The sequence below is a fragment of the Vannielia sp. ABF1_015 genome, from assembly GCF_056160745.1.
The window spans coordinates 247,979-267,276 of record NZ_JBSWXT010000001.1; the positions used below are offsets into that span (position 1 = coordinate 247,979).

Here is a 19,298-nt window from a genome sequence, read left to right on the forward strand (position 1 = left end):
GCTGCCCCGCCTAGAGGAACACCGGGCGCACCTCGCCCACTTCGACCTTGCGGCGATTGAGCAGCGGGGCCCAGGCCCGTTTGCGCACCGCCGGATCGTCCTTGTCGAGCACGCCGTATTTGACCAGCAGCGCGGCCATGGCACATTCTGCCGCCCGCGTGCCGCCATCCGCCACCTTCAGCGCGATCCCAAGCCCCTGCCCTGGCAGGATCGCGGTAAAATAGCCCTCTGCCCCGGTCTTCACCGCCGCCTTGCCCGCCGCCGCGCGCATCAGCTCGGTGCAGGCCCGGCCTTCGCCCGCCACCAGCTCGGGGTGGGCCATCATCGCATCGCGCAGCTGCGCCTCCGCGGAGCCTTCGGGAGCCGTGGCAAATTTGGCCATCGCCCGGGCCATGGCGGTGACGGAGCTGCGAAAGTTCGGTGCCGAGCAGCCGTCAATGCCCCAGCCGGAGGTGTCTTCCTCGCAGATGTCTTCCCATGCGGCATGCGCCGCCTGCTGCACCGGATGGTCATACTCGTGGTATTCCGGCCCGGCCCCGAGGTGCGCCGAGAGCGTGAGAAAGCCCGCGTGCTTGCCCGAGCAGTTGTTGTGCCACTGGCAGGGCGCTTCACCCGATTTGATGAGCGCCTCGCGGGCCGGTCGATCATCCGGCATCTGGGTGCCGCAGCGCAGGGCGGGCTCGCCCAGATCGAGCGCGGCCAGCCAGCGGGCCACGGGGCGGGTGTGAATGGCCGCGCCGTTGTGCGAGGCGCAGGCCAGCGCAAGCTGCTCGCTGCCAAGGCTCCTGTCTGCCGCCGCGCCCGAGCGCACCAGCGGCAGGGCCTGAATCATCTTGGCCGCGGACCGGGGATAAACCGGCAGCCCCGGCGCGCCGCGCCCGTCCACCAATTCACCCGCCGCATTGACCACCGCGACATGCCCGAGGTGAACAGATTCCACCTCGCCACCGCGCGTTACTTCCACCAGTAGATCTGCCTGCATGCCTCACCTCTCCGTAATGTCAGCGAAATTCTGCCAAGAGGGCTTTCGCAGTTACGGAAAATCACGTTACATTGAGCCAGAGCAAGTTGAAAAGACATTCGCCACCTGCAAGGAAAGGCGAAGGCTTGAGGCAGAGGCAGCTGGAGGCTGTGGGACACATGAAAAACCGGGTTATGGCTGGCCTCGTGGCCAGTATCGTTGCAATGGGCGCAGGCGCAGGCCTTGCACAGGAAAGCGACAACCGCGTCGCGGCAAAGACCGACTGGTCGGTTTTCGTCGAGGACGACCCCAAGGAATGCTGGAGCGTTTCGGCGCCCAAGGAAACGGTAAACACCCGCGACGGACGCGTCGTGGCGGTGCGCCGGAGCGACATTTTGCTGTTCGTCACCGTGCGGCCCGGCAGCGGCGCGGGCGAGGTGAGCTTTACCGGCGGCTATCCCTTTGCCGGCGGCTCCACCGTGACGCTGGACATCGGCGGCACCCAGTTCGAGCTGTTCACCGAGGGCGAGTGGGCCTGGTCCGCCAGCCCGCAGGATGACGCCCGGATCCTCACCGCGATGAAGCGCGGCGCAGAGGCCAAGCTGACGGCGCGCTCCAGCCGGGGCACCCGCACCGAGGATACCTTCTCGCTGCTGGGGCTGACGGCGGCGCTGGACGAGGCCACCAAGCGCTGCGGCGGTTGATCGGCGCGCGAATTTGGGCTTAGGCTTCTCGCAGCGGTTTTCTGTGCGGAGTCATTGCCTTGCCCTTTATTCTCGGAGCCATCGCGCTGCTCGGTGCAGCCTACATGTGGTATATTCGTGCCAAGGGCGCTGCCGATATGGCAGGCGAGCTGATGAACGCCGCGGGCGATGTGCGCGCCGCCGCCCGTCGCTTTGGTTACAAGCTGCGCAAGCGTGAACACCCGGTCGACGGCATCGACGAGCCCATGGTGGCCGCCGCAGGCATTGCCGAGGCCTTCATTTCGCTTGATGACCTGCCCACGCGCGGCCAGCGCACCGGCATATTGCAAGGGCTGCAAAAGGCCTATCGCACCGATCTGAACGGCGCCGAAGAGGCCGCCATTCTGGGCCGCTGGCTGGTGGCACAATGCGGCACGCCGGATGCGGCCATCACCCGGATCGTCAAGAAGCTGATCACGCTGGGCGGTCAGGGCGAGGTGCAGCCCCTGCTGGAGGTGCTCAACACCGCCGCCAGCGCCGAGGGCGGCAGCCTTGGCCCGCGCCAGCAAGAGGCCCTGCAAGAGATCTCCCGCCGCTTCGGCCTGTGAAAAAACCTTTGCAATAAGGCCCTGCCCGCCCTATGTGCACGGCTTGAACCCGACACCCGGAGAACTCCCATGACCGAGGCCAATGCCCCGATCACGCAAGACGTTGCCACGATCCCGCGCAAACTGCCCGAGGGCGGAAAGCGCAACATTGTCGGCCTGACCCGCGAGGGCCTGGCCGATGCGTTGCGCGGCATCGGTGTGGCCGACAAGCAGCTGCGGATGCGGGTGAACCAAATCTGGCAGTGGGTCTACCAGTGGGGTGTGCGCGACTTCGAGGCGATGACGAACCTCTCCAAGGCGTTCCGCGCCGATCTGGCCGAACATTTTGAAATCGCCCTGCCCGAAGTGGTGAAGCGCGAAGTGAGCGCCGATGGCACCCGCAAGTATCTGGTGCGCATCGCCGGCGGGCATGAGGTGGAAACCGTCTATATCCCCGAGGAAGATCGCGGCACGCTCTGCATCTCCTCACAAGTCGGCTGCACCCTCACCTGCTCATTCTGCCACACCGGCACCCAGAAGCTGGTGCGCAACCTGACGGCGGGGGAGATCGTCGGGCAGGTGATGCTGGCCCGCGATGACCTTGGCGAATGGCCCGAGCCCGGCAAAGGCTCTGACGAGAACGGCCCGCGCCTGCTGAGTAACATCGTGCTGATGGGCATGGGCGAGCCGCTCTACAACTTTGATGCGGTGCGCGATGCGATGAAGATCGCGATGGATGGCGAGGGCATTTCGCTCAGCCGCCGCCGGATCACGCTGAGCACCTCCGGCGTTGTGCCCGAGATCGCCAAGACCGCCGAAGAGATCGGCTGCCTGCTGGCGGTCAGCTTTCACGCCACCACCGACGAGGTGCGCGACAAGCTGGTGCCGATCAACAAGCGGTGGAACATCGAAACCCTGCTGGCCGCGCTGAAGGCCTACCCCAAGGCGTCGAACTCCGAGCGCATCACCTTTGAATACGTCATGCTCGACGGGGTGAACGACAGCGACGAAGATGCCCGGCGGCTGGTGAAGCTGATCGCGGGCATCCCCGCCAAGATCAACCTGATCCCCTTCAACGAATGGCCCGGCGCGCCCTACAAGCGCTCCAGCTGGGAACGGATCGAGGCCTTTGCCGATATCGTCTACAAGGCGGGCTATGCCAGCCCGATCCGCACCCCGCGCGGCGAAGATATCATGGCCGCCTGCGGGCAGCTGAAGTCGGAGACGGAGCGGGCGCGCAAGAGCCGCAAGGAGATCGCGGCGGAGGCGGGTCTCTGAGGCAGGCTTAATCCCTCGTTAACCAGAATCGGCTGATCCTGCCGGCATGCAGCGGATTTCTTTTCAGGTCACCCACGCCACGCTCTCGGCCCTCATGGACGAAGCGCAGAAAGGTGACATCTCGGTCGGTCAATTGCTGCGCGATGCCGTGCGGCGCGAACTGCGGCACCGCCACACCCCGGCGAAGACGCCTCGAAGGGCGGATGAGCGGCTCGTCGCGCGGCTCGCCGCGCTCCTCGCCCCAGCTTTCGCCGATGCCGAGTCCTGGCGCCATCTTACAGACCTCCTGCACCGCCTCGACCATGAACTGCGCCCGGCTGGCGGAGGCCTCGCCGTGCACCGCCTCTCAGACGGCCAACGCATTTGCAAAGCATCGGAAATCGGGCAGGCCTATTCGCGGCTGATCCGCCGCTTCGGCGCCCCCTTTCCGGGGCACAGCCACCGCTACCTCGTCGAACGCATTCTTGGAGACACCCCCAAAGAGGCGGCCAGCGAGGTTGTCGAACCCCTAGCTCCTAAGAGCACCCATCCTCGGCCCAGAGCTTGAGGTTGGCCTTGAAGGTGCCGCCCAGCGGATGCGCCTTGGCGAGGTTGTCGGCAAACTCGGGCTTCAGGTAATTCGTCGCCTGCTCGCAGATGCGCTCGCGCGTCCATTCGTGGCAATTGGTGCAGGTCTGGTCCTTCCAGATCTCCTCTGGCAGCCCTTCAAGCGGCGGAAACAGCGGCGAATTCTCGGTAAACACCTGTTCGATCGTCTTGCCGCGGATGTCCTCAACCCCGCCTTGCAGCGGTTCGCCCCAGCGCACCGGGCCCACCGGAACATCCTGCCCGGGTGCGCCGGCTTCCTGCTCATTCTCATCCACATCGAGAATGATCACCGCCGGATCGCCCGTCCCCTGCGCAACGGCCACGCCGGCCAGGAACAGGGCGGCAAACAGCCCAATCACAAGACCTGCACGATTTTCTTTCATTCTGCCCGCCTGTTGCGCTTAGTATAAAGACGCTAGCAACAGTTCCGCCTTCGGGCAATTCATGTTCCCAATTGAACCGTCCGCTGGGCGGCATTTGCAACAGACCCATTCAAGGCCTCAACCCAAGGAGGTAACCATGATCCGTCGTCTCGCCTTTATTCTGGCGCTCGCCCTGCACGTCGCCCAACCCGCCAACGCCCAAGGCGCGCTTGATCCGGGCTGGCTGCTGGATGCCGATGCCTCCAACCTGCGGTTCCAGTCGATCAAGAAAGAGGTCGTTTCGGAGTCCAGCGATTTCGCCACCTTCACCGGCGAGATCTTTCCCAACGGCAAGGCGGAACTGCGGATCGCGCTGGAAAGCGTGGACACCAAGGTGGATCTGCGCAACGTCCGCATGCGCTTCCTGTTCTTTGAAACCTTCAAGTTTCCCGAAGCCATCGTGCTGGCCGATGTGACGCCCGAGATGATCGGCGAGCTGGAAAGCAAGCGCCGCGCCACCTTTTCCATGCCCTTCTCGCTCGATCTGCACGGGGTCAAGAAAACCCTCGTGGCCGAAGTCGTGGCAACGCTTCTGAGCGATGACCGCATCTCGGTGGCCACGGCCCGGCCCGTTGCCATTTCGGTGGAGGAGTTCGGCCTGATGGAAAACCTCGGCAAGCTGGAAGACGCCGCGAAGGTGGATATCGTGCCCTCCACCACCGTCACCTTCGACTTTCTCTTTGACCGGCGCGGCACCGGCAGCGCCCCGCTGACCGGCGGCGGCGGTGCGGAGGTGGATGCCACCAATGCGGCGCTGGAAGATGAGGGCGACTTCAGCAAGGAGGCCTGCGAAGGCCGGTTCGAGATTTTGTCGCGCACCGGCAATATCTACTTCGCCTCCGGCTCGTCCCGGCTCGACAGCGCATCGGAGCCGCTGCTCAAGGAGTTGCTCGACATCACCAGCCGTTGCCCGGGCATCGAGGTTGAAGTGGCAGGCCACACCGACAGCGTGGGCAAGGCCAGCTACAACCAGCGCCTCTCGGAGCGCCGCGCCAGATCGGTGGCCGACTACCTGATCGAAAACGGGATCGCGCCCGAGCGCCTTTCGGCCAAGGGCTATGGCGAAGACAAGCCGGTGGCTTCAAACGACACCGCAGAGGGTAAGGGCAAGAACCGCCGGATCGAGTTTTTGCCCCGCACCAACTAGGTCAGGCCGAGGCCATGCGCGGGCGGGCAGACACTTCTGCCTCGCCCGCCACCCGCTCCCATCCCGCACCACGGCGGGCGTAGGTTGCGCTGTCTCCGGGCTCAAACTCCGCACCCTGCGCGCCCCATGTGGTGACGGAAACACGCCCGCCCTCGGCGTCCAGCACGTTGAAATTGTTGGTCTCCTCGCGCAGCCGCGTCGAGAGGCCGGTGCCCGCCTGCACGAAGAGCAGCCCGGGAGCGGCGGTGAAGGGCGCGGCGGAGGCGGTGTGCAGATGGCCCGAAAGCACCACATCGGCCCCGCAATCCGACAGCGCCGAAAGCGCCGCGCTGGCCCCGCGCATCAGCTGCTTTTCAACCGTTGGCCCATGCTCGAGCGGATGATGCACCACCACCACCTTCAGCTTGCCCGCCCGCCCGGCAAAGGCATTGCACACCCGCCGCACCGTCCGCCCGGAAAACCTTCCGCGCTGCCATGAAAAGCGGTTGACGGTATTTACCCCCACCACCTGCATTTCGGCGTCTTCCACGCATGGCTCCAGCACCCTGTTGATGTGGCGCTTGTAGCGGTGAAAAGGGGTGACGAACCGGCGGAACAGGTTGTCGATCGGCGTGTCATGGTTGCCGGGCACCGAGAGCACCGGCGCCTCGATCCGGCTCAGGAAGTCCGCCGCCTGCCGAAACTGCCGCCGCCGGGCCCGCTGGGTGAAATCACCGGATATGACAACCAGATCGGGCCGCAGCTTGGCGATGGCCCTGAGCAGCGGGGCCTCAAGGTTGGCGTCGGCCTTGCCGTAGTGCAGGTCGGAGAGGTGAAGGATGCGTCTCATGCGGCTCCGGGCAGGATGATGGTGAGCGGCTCGTCGGCCATGGTGAAGTGGAAGGGGCTTTTCTCGGTGGATTTTTCGCCGTCAAACGCCACGAGCGACCGGGGCCGGGCCGTTTCAACGGTAAGATCGCGCGCCTTCAGCATATCATAATCGCGCCCCTCCTGCATGGTGCCGGTGATCAGCCGCCATGTGATCTTGAAGAGCTTTGCACGGCTGGTCGCCCGCCCGATGAGCACGGCAAACTCATCGTCCGCAATCGCCTCTTGCCCGGCAAGGCCGAACCGTTCGAGCTGATAGGCCGAGCGGGCGACGAAGAGCAGCGGCGCGCGCAGGTTGTGGGCTTTGCCATCTGCGGTGAGGCGCATCTTCATCGGGCGCTGAAACCGCAGGAAGGTTTTGAGCACCGACCAATGGGCCATGATCCGGCGGCGGCCCCAGCGTTTGTAAACCGTTTCGCGCTCCTTGAGGATCGCCGGGTAAACACCGAGCGAAGCGTTGTTCAAAAACACCCGCTCCCCCACCATGCCAACCGAGATATCATGGCGATGACCGCCAAGGATGGCCCGCGCGGCCTCTTCCGGGTCTTCCGGCAGGCCGAGGCCGCGAGCAAAGAAGTTGAAGGTGCCAAGCGGCAAAACGGCCAGCGCGGCGGGCTTGCCGAGCAGGCTCTGCGCCATGGCCATGGCCGTGCCATCCCCGCCTGCGGCGACAATGGTCGTTGCCCCATCGGCCAGCGCCTTGTCGACAAGGCCCGAAAGGTCATCCCCCGGGCTCCAGTGGCGCAGCATGGCGGCCTCGCCAAACACCGCAAGCGCGCGATCTATCGCCTCGGAATCGCGGGCGTTGGTGCCTGATTTGGCATTGGCGATCACGCAGATTTCGCCCGGCTCAATAGCAGGCTGGGCGATATCGGCAGGCTCTGGCAGGGCCACCATTTCGGTCTCCGGATGTTCTGGTTGCAGCGCGGCTTCGGGATCACAACTCGCGGAGCGGCGTTTGGTTGCCTTTGGCCGGTCTCGACATCACGCCACCTGCGGGCTAGCACCGGTGCGAGGCCGGGGGCTGTGAGGGTTAGAAAAACATGCGGTTTATTCAACGAAAGCTGTGGCTTGTCGGAGCCATGCTGCTGGGGCTTGCGCTTGCGGGCTGCGGCACGCCGCCCACCTCCACCCCCGATGACGTGGCACGGCTGGAGCAGGCCATTCTGGCGCTGGGGCCGGGGATTGACCCGGCAGAGGCCGCACGCGCAGCGCAGGTGAGCTACGCGGCAACGGCACGGCTGGCGGTGGCCTATGAAATCGAAGACGGGCCCCTGGTGCACAACATGAAGGTGAACGCGGGCAAAAAGCCCCGGGGCCTGTGCCGCCATTGGGCGGAAGACATGGAAAAGGCGCTGAAAGCCGAAGGCTTCCAAACGCTTGAGGTGCACCGCGCCATCGCCAACGCGCGCAACCCGATCCTGCTGGAGCACTCCACCTCGATCATCTCCCGCAAGGGCGACAGCATGTATGACGGGATCGTCGTGGACCCGTGGCGCGAGGGCGGCCACCTGACGTGGATCGGCACCCGCGAAGACACCCGCTACCCTTGGGAGCCGCGCCTTACCATCCTGAAATGGAAGCAGGAAACCGGGCGCACCAAGCGGATCAGCCGGGTCGATTGACCGCGCTGAACAATTGCCCCGGAAATGCCCGTTTGTTGCTGAAGTCCTGACAAAACACCCCTGTCATCTGCTTCTCGTGGGGGCGAGCTGTTCGCCCGGATGCTCAACGAGATCAAGGGACTGTAACTATGGATGAACTGCGTAAAATCGTGATGCGGGAAAAGGCGCAATCGGTTTCGAGCCGCGAGTGGAAGCACCGGCTCATGGGCTACGGCTACAAGCTGGAAGAAACCTCGACGGGCTATGTCGTCAGCTCGATGCGCGGCAATGAAGCCTTGCTGACGCTCTGAGCCGGGCCACACCGGACAGTTTTGCAACAATGCCGCTGCGCCGAAGCGCGGCGCGGCGTTACCCCCAGGTGTGAGCGCGGCACAGGTGATGCCCTTCCCCTGCACAGCCCATAGCGATGCAAATCCGCAAGCCGCGCGGCCTTAACGCGACGCGCGATGTCGCCCCTTGATTAGATCGGGCACCGCCGAGGCCCCTAGGTGTGGGCGGACTGACGCTTCCGGAGCCCGGCCATGAGCCTCCCCCCTGATCCGCCCGCCATCACCCTCTCCGACCGGCCCGACTGGCTTTACCTTCTGCGCGAGTTCGACTGGCTCTATCGCTACGGCTCGTCCGGCGGCAGCAAGCTGATCCGCGGCCATCGCAAACGGGTGCGCGACATGCTCTCGAAAGTGGTCGACTCCGGCCCCGAGCTGCGGCTGCGCGAGCCCAAGAAAATGCCGGTGGTCGCCCATCTCGGACGGGCGCTGGACCGGGGCGAACGCGGGGCGGTGGTTGGCATGGCGCGGGCGCTGTCGCGCGTGGCAGAGGCGCTGACATGGGAATACGGCTACGAGAAAGTGCCCCCGGCGCTGGCCCGGAAGTACGCCTAGTGCGAGGTGCTCGGCCCGCGCGGCCCGGTGATGAGTGAGCGGCTGATTCTGGGTTTCGTGCTGTTCGCGCCGAAGACGACCTATCCGCAGCACTCCCATGAGGACATCGAGGAAAGCTACGTGTCGGTCTCGGGCGCATGGTCGGAGAATGACGCGGCGGTGCACGCACCGGGCTCGCTGATCCTGAACGGCTCGGGGCAGGAGCACCGGATCACCACCGACGAGACCGAACCCTGCCTGCTGGCCTATGCGTGGATTGGGCCGGAAGAAAAGCTGAACGCGCCGGGGATGAAGCTGACCGGGACGCGCAAGAAGCGGGTCGAGCGCGGCATCTGAGAGCGCGGGCGTTTGACGCGCTTAAAGCGCCTTGCCCTGCAGAAGCCGCGGCAGATCACCCGTAAGGCCCGCCGCCTCCCGAATGAAGCGCCGCCGCGCATCGGGCAGCGCGGCCACGGCAGAAACGCCCAAGTCACGGGCGGCCCGCAGGAGCGGGTTGTCATTTGAAAACAGCCGATTGAACCCATCCGTCGCCAGCGTCAGCGCGGTGCGATCAAAGCTGCGCCACTGCCGGTGCCGCTCCAGCACCAGAGCCGCGCCCGGATCTTCGCCGCGCCGCCGCGCCTCGGTCACAACCTCCGCCAGCGTCGCCACATCGCGCAGGCCCTGGTTCAGCCCCTGCCCGGCAATCGGGTGAATGCCTTGCGCCGCATCACCCACCAGCGCCAGCCGCGCACCAATGATCCGCTCGGCCACGGTGAGCGTCAGCGGGTAGGAAAAGCGTTCGCCCTCAAGCCGGATCTCGCCAAGAAAGTCGCCAAACACCGGGCGCAGCGCCGCCAGAAAGGCCTCATCATCGGCCTTCGCCAAGTCTTTGGCCCTGTCGCGGCGCTCCGACCAGACGATAGAGCTGCGGTTGCCCGGCAGCGGCAAGATGGCCAGCGGCCCGGAGGGCATGAAAAACTGATGCGCGGTTCCGCAGTGAGGGCGTTCATGGGCAACCGCGCAGGTCAGCGCCGTCTGGCCATAGTCGCTGTCGCGCCGCGCAATCCCGGCGCGCCGCGCGGTGGGCGAGCCGCGCCCATCGGCCCCGGCCAGCAGCGCGCCGCGCAGCACCCGGCCAGAGGCGAGCGTCACCGCCACATGCCCCGGCTGCACCTCTTGCGCCACGATCTCTTCGCCCGCCAGCACCTCGACGCCCTCGGCCTTGGCCAGCGCCGCCATCAGCGCGGGACGCAGGTGGCGATCTTCCATCATGTAGCCCATCGGGCCTTCGTCGATCTCGCCGTAATCGAGGTGCAGCAATCCGCCCAGCACCCCTTCGCCGGGCCGCCCATCGCCGGTTTTTACGTGCAGGATCGGTTGCGCCTTGTCGGCCACCGCCTCCCAAACGCCAAGCGCACGGAACAGCCGCTGCGAGGCCAGCGCCAGCGCATAGGACCGCCCGTCAAAATCGGCGGCCACCTGCGCGCCCGCAGGCAAGCGATCAACCACCACAACCCGCGCCCCGCCCTTGGCGAGGGCCAGCGCAAGGCTCGCGCCGGTCAGCGCCCCGCCTGCAACGATTACATCGGCATCAAACATGCGGCGGACTATGGGGCGTGGGCCGGGATTGTCCATATGTCGCGGTGTCGCTACCGTCACCGCAACGAAGGAGAGGCGCATGGACTGGCACGGCAAATCGGCATCCGATCTGGGGCGGGCAATCGGGCGCGGAGATATTTCGCCGCTGGAATTGACCGAGGCCATGCTCGACGCCATCGACGCGCATAAGTTCGCCCCGCGCATCTACGCCCGCCTCACCCGCAAGCGCGCCATCGCGGAGGCCCGCGCCGCCGAGGCCCGCGCCCGCACCGGCACCCGCCGGGGCCTGCTCGACGGGGTGCCGATCAGCTGGAAAGACCTGTTCGACACGGCAGGCGTCGCCACCGAAAGCGGCTCGGCGCTTCTTGCAGGCCGCACGCCTGATCGTGACGCTCTGGTGCTGGCCCGTGCCTCCGCCGCAGGCCTCGTCTGCCTTGGAAAGACCCACCAGACAGAGCTGGCCTTCTCCGGCCTCGGCCTTAACCCCGTCACCCAAAGCCCGCCCTGCGTGAACGACCATGACGCCGTGTCGGGCGGCTCCTCCTCGGGCGCGGCCACCTCGGTGGCTTTCGGGCTGGCGGCGGCGGGCATCGGCTCGGATACCGGCGGCTCGGTGCGCACCCCGGCCGCGTGGAACGACCTCGTCGGGCTGAAAACCACCCACGGCCGCCTGCCGCTCACCGGCACCGTCCCACTCGCCGCCAGCTTTGATACCATCGGCCCGCTCACCCGCACCGTCGAAGACGCCGCCGAGCTGCTCGCCGTGATGGAAGCCGGTCGCGCGCCCGACCTGCGGGGAGCCACGCTCACCGGCACCCGCCTGATGGTGCTCGAAACCGTCGCGCTGGATGAGCTCTCCGGCCCCGCCGCCGCCGGGTTCAACAGCGCGGTGCAGCGGCTTCAGGCTGCCGGGGCGCTGGTGCAGCGCCGCAAGCTGCCCTTTGTCGCAGAGGCCATGGCGCTGGCGGGGCCGCTCTATGCGCCCGAGGCCTATGCCACATGGATAGAGGAGATCGAGGCCGCGCCCGACAAGATGTATCCGCCGGTGCTGGCGCGCTTTCGAGGTGGGCGCGACGTGCCCGCGACCGAACATATCGCGGCCTGGCAGGCGATCCACCACCACCGCGCCGCATGGGCCAAAGCGGTGGCAGGCTATGATGCGGTGCTCATCCCCTCGGTCGCCAACATGCCGCCCAAGCAGGCCGATGTGCTGGCCGACGAGGCGGTGTTTACCTCCGAAAACTTGCTCGCCCTGCGCAACACCCGCATCGGCAACCTCATGGGCCTGCCCGCGCTCACCCTGCCCACCGGCCTGCCCTCAACCGGCCTCATGCTGATGGGCACACCCATGGGCGAAGAGCGCCTACTGCGGCTTGGCGCGGCGGCAGAGAAGGCGCTGGCCTGAGGCGTTTCGCAAGACTTTGACTCAAATGCCACAATTCCCCCCTGACCCGGACCAAAATGCAACGGTTTCGCTGGACGGGGGCCCTTGCTGCGGCCTACTCTACCCTCAAAAGCGGGGCAAAGACCCCGCACCCGAGGCAGTAACGTACACACAAGATGACCTTTCCAGAGCGGTTTTCGAACCTGCCAGATTACGCTTTTCCGCGCCTGCGGAAGCTCCTCGACGGCACCCAGCCGGGAGGGGACGTGATAGATATGACCATCGGCGAGCCGCGCCACGGGCTGCCGGGGTTCGTGGCACCGATCCTCGCTCAAGCCGTTGAAGGCTTTGCCAAATACCCACCCAACGAAGGCACGCCCGAGCTGAAGGCGGCGATCACCGGATGGCTTTCCCGCCGCTATGGCGTTTCACTCGATCCGAACACGCAGGTGATGGCGCTCAATGGCACCCGCGAGGGGCTGTTCAACGCCTGCCTCGCGCTTTGCCCCGAACGCGCCGCCAACGGCGATACGCCCACGGTGCTCATCCCCAACCCGTTCTATCAGGTCTACGCGGTGGCCGCCGCCGCCGCCGGGGCCGAGCCGGTGCTGGTGCCCGCAACGGCAGAAACCGGCTTTCTCCCCGATTTCGCATCGCTCCCCGAGGATGTGCTGGCCCGCGCCGAGGTGGCCTATATCTGCTCGCCCTCCAACCCGCAGGGCGCGGTGGCCGACACGCTGTACTGGCAGGAACTGATCGGCATGGCCGAGGGCTATGGCTTCCGCATTTTCGCCGATGAGTGCTACTCCGAGATCTACCGCGATGTGCCGCCGCCCGGCGTGCTTCAGGTTGCCGCCGAAATGGGCGCGAACCCGGAACGCATCGTCAGCTTCCACTCGCTCTCCAAACGCTCCAACCTCCCCGGCCTGCGCTCGGGCTTCGTGGCCTCCGGCCCGGCCAACATGAGCGCGATCAAGCGCCTGCGCGCCTATGCCGGGGCACCGATGCCGCTGCCTCTCCAGCAGGTGGCACAAATGGCGTGGACGGATGAAGCCCATGTGGAAGAGAGCCGCGCGCTCTACCGCCAGAAATACACCATTGCCGACCAGATCTTTGGCAACTGGCCCGGCTACGTGCCGCCGCAGGGCGGGTTCTTCCTTTGGTTGCAGGTGGATGACAGCGAGCAGGCCACGCTCAAAGCATGGCGCGAAACCGGGGTGAAGGTGCTTCCGGGGGCCTACCTCGGGCGGGAGGTAAACGGGGAAAACCCCGGCGCGGGCTACATCCGCGTTGCGATGGTGACGAAAGATACAGACGAGCTGCAGGACGGGCTGACAAGGCTGCGTGACTGCCTCGCAGGTTGAGGGACAGGACGAGGAAAGACATGGCATATCAGGCAAAACACCGCGATCCGCTTTTCGACAGCGCCATGCAGGCGGCGATCGAGAAACGTGGCAAGGAGATGATCGGCATCGGGCTTATCGCCGCCGGGCTGCTGGTGGCTCTGATGCTCGGCTCCTACGTGCCGGATGATCCCTCGTGGCTCTCGGCCACCGATGCGCCCGCGCAAAACATCCTTGGCCGCTTCGGAGCCTCCATCGCCGGGCCGCTCTTCATTATCGTGGGCCACGCCGCTTGGGCGCTGCCGGTGATCCTTGGCGCATGGGGCGTGCGGTTTGCCCGCCACCTCGGGAGCGAACGGGCCCTGTCCCGGCTGGTGTTCGCCCCCATCGCCGTGGCGCTGGCCGCGATCTACGGCGCGATGCTGACGCCGGGTGGCGGCTGGTCTCACAGCTTTGGCCTTGGCGGGCTCTTCGGCGACACGGTGCTGGGCGCGCTGCTCAACATTCTGCCCTTTGCCGCGGGCCTTGGCGTAAAGCTGCTGGCCATCCCCTTCGGCCTCGCCGCGCTGGCCATGCTGGTGTTTGCGCTCGGCGCAACCAAACCCGAAATCAAGCTGCTGGCCCGCTTCCTCATGGTCGGCATGATCATGCTCTATGCCGGCGCGATGAAGCTGATGGGCAAGGGCGCGCAGGGCTCGCTCTCGCTGGCGCAGGCCATTCAGGCCCGCCGCGCCGCCAAGCGCGAAGCCGCTGCCGAGGCCGAGCTTCTGGCAGAAGCCGCCGCGCCCGCTGTTGCGCGGCATGATTTTACACCGCGCCCGCTGGTGGTGCGCGATGACGAACCGATGGAACAGCCCGTGGCCGCCGTGCCCGCAACCGAGCGCAAGGGCCTGCTGGCCAGCGTAACCGGCTTCGTCCGCCGCCCGGTTGAGCCCGAGCTGGTAGAGCCCGAGCCGCTGCCCGAGCATGACGTGGAGCAACCCAGCGATGACCGCATCCGCGCCCGCATCTCCGATGCCATCCGCCAACGCGCACGCGGTGGCGGTCAGGTGCGCCCGGTGCTCTCCAACGGCCTGCCCGCCGAGCCGCCGGTGCTACGGGCCCGCAAACCCCAGCCGCTTGTGCTGAACACCAAGGGCGCCGTGCCGCCCGCGCCCATGGCCATGCTCGACGAAGAGGCCGAGGTGATGGAGCCGGAGGCCGCGCCGCTGCCGCCGCAACCGCCGGTCAGCGCCGCCCCCGCATCTGCCCGCGTGGCGGCTCCCGCAGCCGCAACCGTGGCCCCTGCCCCGGCGCAAGAAGCCCGCGCCGTGGTGCAGCACCCGCCCCGCAAGCTGGCCCAGCCCTCGCGCCGGGCGCAGGCCGAGGCCCAGCCCACGCTGGCCTTCGACCCCGAAGAAGCCCGCTTCGAGCTGCCCCCGCTCTCGCTGCTCTCGCCCGCCAAGGCGGTGGACCGCAGCCACCTCTCCGACGAGGCGCTGGAAGAGAACGCCCGGATGCTCGAAACCGTGCTCGATGACTATGGCGTGCGCGGCGAGATCGTTTCGGTCCGCCCCGGCCCGGTTGTCACCATGTACGAACTCGAGCCCGCGCCCGGCCTCAAGGCCTCCCGCGTGATCGGCCTCGCCGATGACATCGCGCGCTCCATGTCGGCCCTCTCCGCCCGCGTCTCCACCGTGCCGGGCCGCTCGGTCATCGGGATCGAACTCCCCAACGAACGCCGCGAAATGGTGAACTTCCGCGAGATCCTCTCCGGCAAGGACTACGGCGACGGCAACCACCGCCTGCCCCTCGCGCTCGGCAAGGACATCGGCGGCGAGCCCGTTGTGGCCAACCTCGCCAAAATGCCCCACCTGCTGATCGCGGGCACCACCGGCTCGGGTAAATCCGTGGCCATCAACACCATGATCCTCTCCCTGCTCTACACGCTCCCGCCCGAGGAGCTGCGCATGGTGATGATCGACCCGAAGATGCTCGAACTCTCCGTCTATGACGGCATCCCCCACCTGCTCTCGCCCGTCGTGACCGACCCCAAGAAGGCCGTCGTGGCCCTCAAGTGGGTGGTGGGCGAGATGGAGGATCGCTACCGCAAGATGTCCAAGATGGGCGTGCGGAATATCGAGGGCTACAACGCCCGGGTGCGTGACACGCTGGCCAAGGGCGAGATGTTCAGTCGCACGATCCAGACCGGCTTTGACGATGACACCGGCGATCCGATCTTCGAGACCGAGGAGTTCAAGCCCGAGACCCTGCCCTTCATCGTCGTCATCGTCGATGAGATGGCAGACCTGATGATGGTCGCCGGCAAGGAGATCGAGGCCTGCATCCAGCGCCTTGCGCAGATGGCCCGTGCCTCCGGCATCCACCTCATCATGGCCACCCAGCGCCCCTCGGTCGACGTGATCACCGGCACGATCAAGGCCAACTTCCCCACCCGGATCTCCTTCCAAGTGACCTCCAAGATCGACAGCCGCACCATCCTCGGCGAGATGGGTGCCGAGCAACTTCTCGGCATGGGCGACATGCTCTACATGGCCGGCGGCGGGCGCATCACCCGCGTCCACGGGCCGTTCTGCTCGGACGAGGAAGTGGAAGAAGTGGTGAACCACCTCAAGAGCTTCGGCGCGCCCGAATACGTGAGCGGCGTGGTCGAAGGCCCGGATGACGACAAGGAATCCGACATCGACCTCGTGCTTGGCCTGGGCGGCAACACCGATGGTGAAGACGCGCTCTACGATCAGGCCGTGCAGGTGGTGATCCAGGATCGCAAATGCTCCACCTCCTACATCCAGCGCAAACTCGCCATCGGCTACAACAAGGCCGCCCGCCTCGTGGAGCAGATGGAAGACAACGGGCTGGTGACGGCGGCCAACCATGTCGGCAAACGCGAGATCTTGGCGCCAGAGCAAAACTGACGATCGGTGGGGCTCACCCACCCGGAGTCCCCGCCCTCATCCTGCTCCTGCGCGACCTCTCCCGAACATCGTAGGGTGGGCAATCTGCCCACCTTCCGCCCGGCCCGGTAACCACGATTGGGCCAAAAACTCGTATGCATCGGATGTGCATGATCTGTGCATCACATGTTGCCCTGCCGAGTTCCGGCAATGTTCACATCGGCAACCTTTTGGGACGTGGCACAAATCCGCTGTTAACAGATAGCTGGGGTGAACACCCCAAACTCGCCGCCTTGTTATCGCATATCAGGCTCAAACCCCCTAAGTAGGGCGTTAACGGGCATCACGCCCTGCACGTAACAAGAAAGGCGCCGCATGAAACTCCTGCGCATTCTCATGGCCCCGGCTCTGCTGATGGCCCTCGCTCTTCCGGCTGCGGCCCAAAAGGTCTCCCTGTCGGAATTGTCAAAGTATCTCAACAACTTCACGACCGCGACGGGTGAGTTTACCCAGATCAACGGCGATGGCACCATCTCCACCGGCCAGATCTACATCCACCGCCCCGGACGCATTCGCTTTGAGTATAACAAGCCCGATGAAAGCCTCGTCATGGCGGGCGGCGGACAGGTGGCGATCTTCGACTCCAAGTCCAATACCGGCCCCGAGCAATACCCGCTGCGCCGCACACCGCTCTCTATCATATTGGCCCGCAAGGTAGATTTTGGCCGCTCCGGCATGATCACCGGCCATAAGTCAGACGGCAAAACCACCACCATCCGCGCTCAGGATCCCGAGCACCCGGAGTACGGCCATATCGAGCTGGTTTTCACCTCTTCGCCGGTCGAGTTGCGCCAGTGGATCATCACCGATGATGCGGGCAATCAGACCACGGTGGTGCTTGGCGCGCTGAAGAAGGGCGGAAACCTGCGCTCTTCGCTTTTCAACATCCCGGCAGAGACCCAGCGCCGCGGCAACTGACACCCGGAAAACTCGGCATGGGGCCCCGCCACACGGCGCGGCCCCTTTGCCTTAACATTGCTGCCTCAGGCCTTGCCGCAGGCCGCCAGTTGGGCGCGGTAAACCTCTGAACGCGCACCCACTTCTCCGGCCACCCGCACAAGCCATGGCTTGGCATTGTAGCTCGCTTTGCGATAGCCGGTGTGCCCCTCGTGATAGGCCAGATACTGGTTGCGCGCATCGGTCAGCGCGATGCCGTTCCGCTCGCGGGTCTGGTTCATGTACCAACCCATGAAGTCGGTCGCGTCCTGAATGTCATCGCGCTTGGCGCGGCGGTTTCCGGTTTGGTCCTTATACTCCTGCCACGTCGCATCAAGCGCCTGAGAGTAGCCGAAAGCCGAGCTTTGCCGCCCCATCGGGATCACCCCGAGCGACCATTTGAAGGGCGTCCGCGCATCGCCGTCAAACTTGCTTTCCTGATAGATCGTCGCCATCTGCACGTGCACCGGCACGTTCCAGCGCCGCTCGGTGCGCTTCATCGCCCGCAGGTATTTGGGCCGCTCATCTACCAGGGCACATGCATTTTCCAGGTTGCGCGGACTTTCCAGCTCACGCCCACCACCGCAGCCCGCAAGTAGGGCCATTACCAGCACACAGCCGATTTTCCTGAACATCGTCGCTCGCTCGCCTCGTTGCGCGGTCTTTGCCGCTTTGGGGCCAGAATAAGCGAAATTGACGCGCGGGGGAACGCCCAACTGCGCGAGGCGCTTCACATTTCAGATCAGAAAGGCCAAGGCGAGCGGCAGGGCGGCGACCGATAGCAGGGTGGAAGCCACGACGAGGCCTGCCACGGCGGTGCTGTCGGCCCCGAAGCGTTCGGCCAGTAAGTAATTCGTAACCGCAATCGGTGTTATGAGTTGCAACACCAGCACGGCAAAGGCGGTGCCGGTGAGGCCAAAGGCCCAGCCTGCGCCCACAGCGATACCCGCGCAGAGCACCGCCTTCAGCAGCGAAAGCCAGAACGAACGGCCAAGGTCGCCGGGCTTCAGCCGCGCCACGGCCACGCCGAGGGTGATGAGCATCAGCGGGATGGCGACCTGCGCGATAAGGTCGATGGTGTTGGTGACCCAAACCGGGGTTTGCCAGCCTTGCCACAAAAAGAGCGCCCCCGCCGCGGTGCCAACAACCACGGGTTCTTTGAGCGATTTCAGTGGGTTGCCGCCACCCGAGACGAGCCAGATGCCGAAGGTGAAGCTGAGCATCGCCATGATCGCAAAGATCACCACGGCAAAGCCAAGCCCCTCTTCACCAAAGGCAAAGAGCGCCAGCGGCAGGCCGAGGTTGCCGGTATTGCCGAAGATCAGCGGCGCGAGATAGGTCCGCCGATCCAGTTTGAGGACGAAGGCGACAAGGTAAAACACTGCAATAACAGTGAGGTAGGCCGCAATGGCTGCTAGAGAAACCGCCGTAAGCGCCTGCGGGTCGATCTCGGTTTTCATCAGCGCGCCGAAGATCAGGCAGGGAATCGCAAGGGTCATCACCAGCCGGGTGATAAAGCGCATCGGATAGTCCTGCCCGAGCTTGACCCAGACAAACCCGATGGCCGCCAGAATGAACACGGGCGCGACGATTTGCGCCACTGTCAGAACGAGGTTCACACACTGTTTCCCTGTTTTTCCGGGCCGATTTATAGACATCGCCCTTGGCCTGCACTAACCATCGGCACGTGGGGAGCACAATGGTATGATGAAAACCCGGGCGAAATATCACCTCGGTCAAGTAGTAAAGCATCGCAAACACCCGTTTCGCGGGGTGGTTTTTGATGTCGACGCGATGTTTTCGAACACGGAGGAATGGTATGACGCCATTCCTGAAGAAAGCCGTCCGCCCAAGGACCAGCCGTTTTATCACCTGCTCGCGGAGAATGACCAAAGCTACTACGTGGCCTATGTCAGCGAGCAGAACCTGATTGCCGACTACTCCGGTGAGCCGGTAGACCACCCCGACCTGCCCGATCTGTTCGGGCCGTTCGAAGATGGCGTCTACCCGCTGCACTTCCAGCTCAACTAACTGAAACCACGCGCCTTTTTGCGCCCGACG

19 protein-coding genes and 1 pseudogene are annotated in these 19,298 nt (G+C 65.4%); 13 read left to right on the forward strand and 7 right to left on the reverse strand.

What is annotated here, in order from left to right:
- Nucleotides 1-10 precede the first annotated feature (10 nt).
- Nucleotides 11-982 (reverse strand): asparaginase, encoded by a 972-nt coding sequence (locus ACXAG6_RS01215; protein ID WP_475334218.1) that lies wholly within the window; start codon nt 980-982, stop codon nt 11-13.
- A 158-nt stretch (nt 983-1,140) separates the two neighbouring features.
- Between ACXAG6_RS01215 and ACXAG6_RS01220 the strand changes: the two genes are divergently transcribed.
- The 4 genes from ACXAG6_RS01220 (at nt 1,141) to ACXAG6_RS01235 (ending at nt 4,056) form a co-directional block, all read left to right on the forward strand.
- Nucleotides 1,141-1,665 (forward strand): invasion associated locus B family protein, encoded by a 525-nt coding sequence (locus ACXAG6_RS01220; protein WP_475334220.1) that lies wholly within the window; start codon nt 1,141-1,143, stop codon nt 1,663-1,665.
- A gap of 59 nt (nt 1,666-1,724) precedes the next feature.
- A complete protein-coding gene (locus ACXAG6_RS01225; protein WP_475334222.1) occupies nt 1,725-2,252 on the forward strand; it encodes a hypothetical protein in 528 nt (175 codons plus the stop codon).
- 69 nt (nt 2,253-2,321) lie between these two features.
- Nucleotides 2,322-3,509 carry a dual-specificity RNA methyltransferase RlmN gene (rlmN, locus tag ACXAG6_RS01230; protein ID WP_475334225.1) on the forward strand — a complete coding sequence of 396 codons (1,188 nt, stop codon included), beginning with the start codon at nt 2,322-2,324 and terminating at the stop codon, nt 3,507-3,509.
- 46 nt (nt 3,510-3,555) lie between these two features.
- Complete coding sequence (locus ACXAG6_RS01235) at nt 3,556-4,056, forward strand: hypothetical protein (RefSeq protein WP_475334227.1); 501 nt, start codon at nt 3,556-3,558, stop codon at nt 4,054-4,056.
- On the opposite strand, the gene ACXAG6_RS01240 is transcribed toward ACXAG6_RS01235, so the two are convergent.
- A complete protein-coding gene (locus ACXAG6_RS01240) occupies nt 4,025-4,480 on the reverse strand; it encodes a hypothetical protein (protein ID WP_475334228.1) in 456 nt (151 codons plus the stop codon). The two genes, ACXAG6_RS01235 and ACXAG6_RS01240, sit on opposite strands and share 32 nt — an antisense overlap.
- 136 nt (nt 4,481-4,616) lie before the next feature.
- Between ACXAG6_RS01240 and ACXAG6_RS01245 the strand changes: the two genes are divergently transcribed.
- Nucleotides 4,617-5,666: an OmpA family protein gene (locus tag ACXAG6_RS01245; RefSeq protein ID WP_475334230.1), complete on the forward strand. Its 1,050-nt coding sequence runs from the start codon at nt 4,617-4,619 to the stop codon at nt 5,664-5,666.
- Nucleotide 5,667: 1 nt separating this feature from the next.
- Here the strand turns inward: ACXAG6_RS01245 and ACXAG6_RS01250 are convergent, their stop codons facing one another.
- Both ACXAG6_RS01250 and ACXAG6_RS01255 read right to left on the reverse strand, forming a co-directional pair.
- Nucleotides 5,668-6,495: a metallophosphoesterase family protein gene (locus ACXAG6_RS01250; protein ID WP_475334231.1), complete on the reverse strand. Its 828-nt coding sequence runs from the start codon at nt 6,493-6,495 to the stop codon at nt 5,668-5,670.
- Nucleotides 6,492-7,430, reverse strand: coding sequence for a diacylglycerol/lipid kinase family protein (locus ACXAG6_RS01255; RefSeq protein ID WP_475334233.1), 939 nt, complete (start codon nt 7,428-7,430; stop codon nt 6,492-6,494). The genes ACXAG6_RS01250 and ACXAG6_RS01255 overlap by 4 nt, the downstream gene beginning before the upstream one ends.
- A 146-nt stretch (nt 7,431-7,576) precedes the next feature.
- On the opposite strand from ACXAG6_RS01255, the gene ACXAG6_RS01260 reads away from it, so the two are divergent.
- The 3 genes and pseudogenes from ACXAG6_RS01260 (at nt 7,577) to ACXAG6_RS01270 (ending at nt 9,375) form a co-directional block, all read left to right on the forward strand.
- On the forward strand, nt 7,577-8,158 hold the full coding sequence (locus ACXAG6_RS01260; RefSeq protein WP_475334235.1) for a hypothetical protein: 582 nt from the start codon (nt 7,577-7,579) through the stop codon (nt 8,156-8,158).
- A 128-nt stretch (nt 8,159-8,286) separates the two neighbouring features.
- The gene (locus ACXAG6_RS01265) at nt 8,287-8,448 is read left to right on the forward strand and encodes a hypothetical protein (RefSeq protein ID WP_168223073.1); all 162 of its coding nucleotides are present in this window, start codon (nt 8,287-8,289) and stop codon (nt 8,446-8,448) included.
- A 231-nt stretch (nt 8,449-8,679) separates the two neighbouring features.
- A pseudogene (locus tag ACXAG6_RS01270) lies at nt 8,680-9,375 on the forward strand (dimethylsulfonioproprionate lyase family protein).
- A 21-nt stretch (nt 9,376-9,396) separates the two neighbouring features.
- On the opposite strand, the gene ACXAG6_RS01275 reads toward ACXAG6_RS01270, so the two are convergent.
- The gene (locus tag ACXAG6_RS01275) at nt 9,397-10,656 is read right to left on the reverse strand and encodes an FAD-dependent monooxygenase (RefSeq protein WP_475337893.1); all 1,260 of its coding nucleotides are present in this window, start codon (nt 10,654-10,656) and stop codon (nt 9,397-9,399) included.
- Nucleotides 10,657-10,699: 43 nt separating this feature from the next.
- On the opposite strand from ACXAG6_RS01275, the gene ACXAG6_RS01280 reads away from it, so the two are divergent.
- The 4 genes from ACXAG6_RS01280 (at nt 10,700) to ACXAG6_RS01295 (ending at nt 17,219) form a co-directional block, all read left to right on the forward strand.
- Nucleotides 10,700-12,025 (forward strand): amidase, encoded by a 1,326-nt coding sequence (locus ACXAG6_RS01280; protein WP_475334237.1) that lies wholly within the window; start codon nt 10,700-10,702, stop codon nt 12,023-12,025.
- Between the two features lie 155 nt (nt 12,026-12,180).
- On the forward strand, nt 12,181-13,368 hold the full coding sequence (locus ACXAG6_RS01285) for an aminotransferase class I/II-fold pyridoxal phosphate-dependent enzyme (RefSeq protein WP_475334239.1): 1,188 nt from the start codon (nt 12,181-12,183) through the stop codon (nt 13,366-13,368).
- 20 nt (nt 13,369-13,388) lie between these two features.
- Complete coding sequence (locus ACXAG6_RS01290) at nt 13,389-16,262, forward strand: DNA translocase FtsK (RefSeq protein WP_475334242.1); 2,874 nt, start codon at nt 13,389-13,391, stop codon at nt 16,260-16,262.
- Between the two features lie 354 nt (nt 16,263-16,616).
- Nucleotides 16,617-17,219 carry a LolA family protein gene (locus ACXAG6_RS01295; RefSeq protein ID WP_475334245.1) on the forward strand — a complete coding sequence of 201 codons (603 nt, stop codon included), beginning with the start codon at nt 16,617-16,619 and terminating at the stop codon, nt 17,217-17,219.
- Nucleotides 17,220-17,284: 65 nt separating this feature from the next.
- Here ACXAG6_RS01295 and ACXAG6_RS01300 read toward each other — a convergent pair whose 3' ends face one another.
- Both ACXAG6_RS01300 and ACXAG6_RS01305 read right to left on the reverse strand, forming a co-directional pair.
- A complete protein-coding gene (locus ACXAG6_RS01300) occupies nt 17,285-17,872 on the reverse strand; it encodes a transglycosylase SLT domain-containing protein (RefSeq protein WP_140012237.1) in 588 nt (195 codons plus the stop codon).
- A gap of 102 nt (nt 17,873-17,974) precedes the next feature.
- On the reverse strand, nt 17,975-18,856 hold the full coding sequence (locus tag ACXAG6_RS01305) for an AEC family transporter (RefSeq protein ID WP_475334247.1): 882 nt from the start codon (nt 18,854-18,856) through the stop codon (nt 17,975-17,977).
- A gap of 85 nt (nt 18,857-18,941) precedes the next feature.
- On the opposite strand from ACXAG6_RS01305, the gene hspQ reads away from it, so the two are divergent.
- Nucleotides 18,942-19,268, forward strand: coding sequence for a heat shock protein HspQ (gene hspQ / locus ACXAG6_RS01310; RefSeq protein WP_140012239.1), 327 nt, complete (start codon nt 18,942-18,944; stop codon nt 19,266-19,268).
- Nucleotides 19,269-19,298: the final 30 nt, after the last annotated feature.

What these genes read in the sequence shown, in the direction of transcription:
- ACXAG6_RS01215 (WP_475334218.1), bottom strand. Translation starts at nt 982, where the DNA reads ATGCAGGCAGATCTACTGGTGGAAGTAACGCGCGGTGGCGAGGTGGAA.
- ACXAG6_RS01220 (WP_475334220.1), top strand. Translation starts at nt 1,141, where the DNA reads ATGAAAAACCGGGTTATGGCTGGCCTCGTGGCCAGTATCGTTGCAATG.
- rlmN (WP_475334225.1), top strand. Translation starts at nt 2,322, where the DNA reads ATGACCGAGGCCAATGCCCCGATCACGCAAGACGTTGCCACGATCCCG.
- ACXAG6_RS01235 (WP_475334227.1), top strand. Translation starts at nt 3,556, where the DNA reads ATGCAGCGGATTTCTTTTCAGGTCACCCACGCCACGCTCTCGGCCCTC.
- ACXAG6_RS01240 (WP_475334228.1), bottom strand. Translation starts at nt 4,480, where the DNA reads ATGAAAGAAAATCGTGCAGGTCTTGTGATTGGGCTGTTTGCCGCCCTG.
- ACXAG6_RS01245 (WP_475334230.1), top strand. Translation starts at nt 4,617, where the DNA reads ATGATCCGTCGTCTCGCCTTTATTCTGGCGCTCGCCCTGCACGTCGCC.
- ACXAG6_RS01250 (WP_475334231.1), bottom strand. Translation starts at nt 6,495, where the DNA reads ATGAGACGCATCCTTCACCTCTCCGACCTGCACTACGGCAAGGCCGAC.
- ACXAG6_RS01255 (WP_475334233.1), bottom strand. Translation starts at nt 7,430, where the DNA reads ATGGTGGCCCTGCCAGAGCCTGCCGATATCGCCCAGCCTGCTATTGAG.
- ACXAG6_RS01260 (WP_475334235.1), top strand. Translation starts at nt 7,577, where the DNA reads ATGCGGTTTATTCAACGAAAGCTGTGGCTTGTCGGAGCCATGCTGCTG.
- ACXAG6_RS01265 (WP_168223073.1), top strand. Translation starts at nt 8,287, where the DNA reads ATGGATGAACTGCGTAAAATCGTGATGCGGGAAAAGGCGCAATCGGTT.
- ACXAG6_RS01275 (WP_475337893.1), bottom strand. Translation starts at nt 10,656, where the DNA reads ATGGACAATCCCGGCCCACGCCCCATAGTCCGCCGCATGTTTGATGCC.
- ACXAG6_RS01280 (WP_475334237.1), top strand. Translation starts at nt 10,700, where the DNA reads ATGGACTGGCACGGCAAATCGGCATCCGATCTGGGGCGGGCAATCGGG.
- ACXAG6_RS01285 (WP_475334239.1), top strand. Translation starts at nt 12,181, where the DNA reads ATGACCTTTCCAGAGCGGTTTTCGAACCTGCCAGATTACGCTTTTCCG.
- ACXAG6_RS01290 (WP_475334242.1), top strand. Translation starts at nt 13,389, where the DNA reads ATGGCATATCAGGCAAAACACCGCGATCCGCTTTTCGACAGCGCCATG.
- ACXAG6_RS01295 (WP_475334245.1), top strand. Translation starts at nt 16,617, where the DNA reads ATGAAACTCCTGCGCATTCTCATGGCCCCGGCTCTGCTGATGGCCCTC.
- ACXAG6_RS01300 (WP_140012237.1), bottom strand. Translation starts at nt 17,872, where the DNA reads ATGTTCAGGAAAATCGGCTGTGTGCTGGTAATGGCCCTACTTGCGGGC.
- hspQ (WP_140012239.1), top strand. Translation starts at nt 18,942, where the DNA reads ATGATGAAAACCCGGGCGAAATATCACCTCGGTCAAGTAGTAAAGCAT.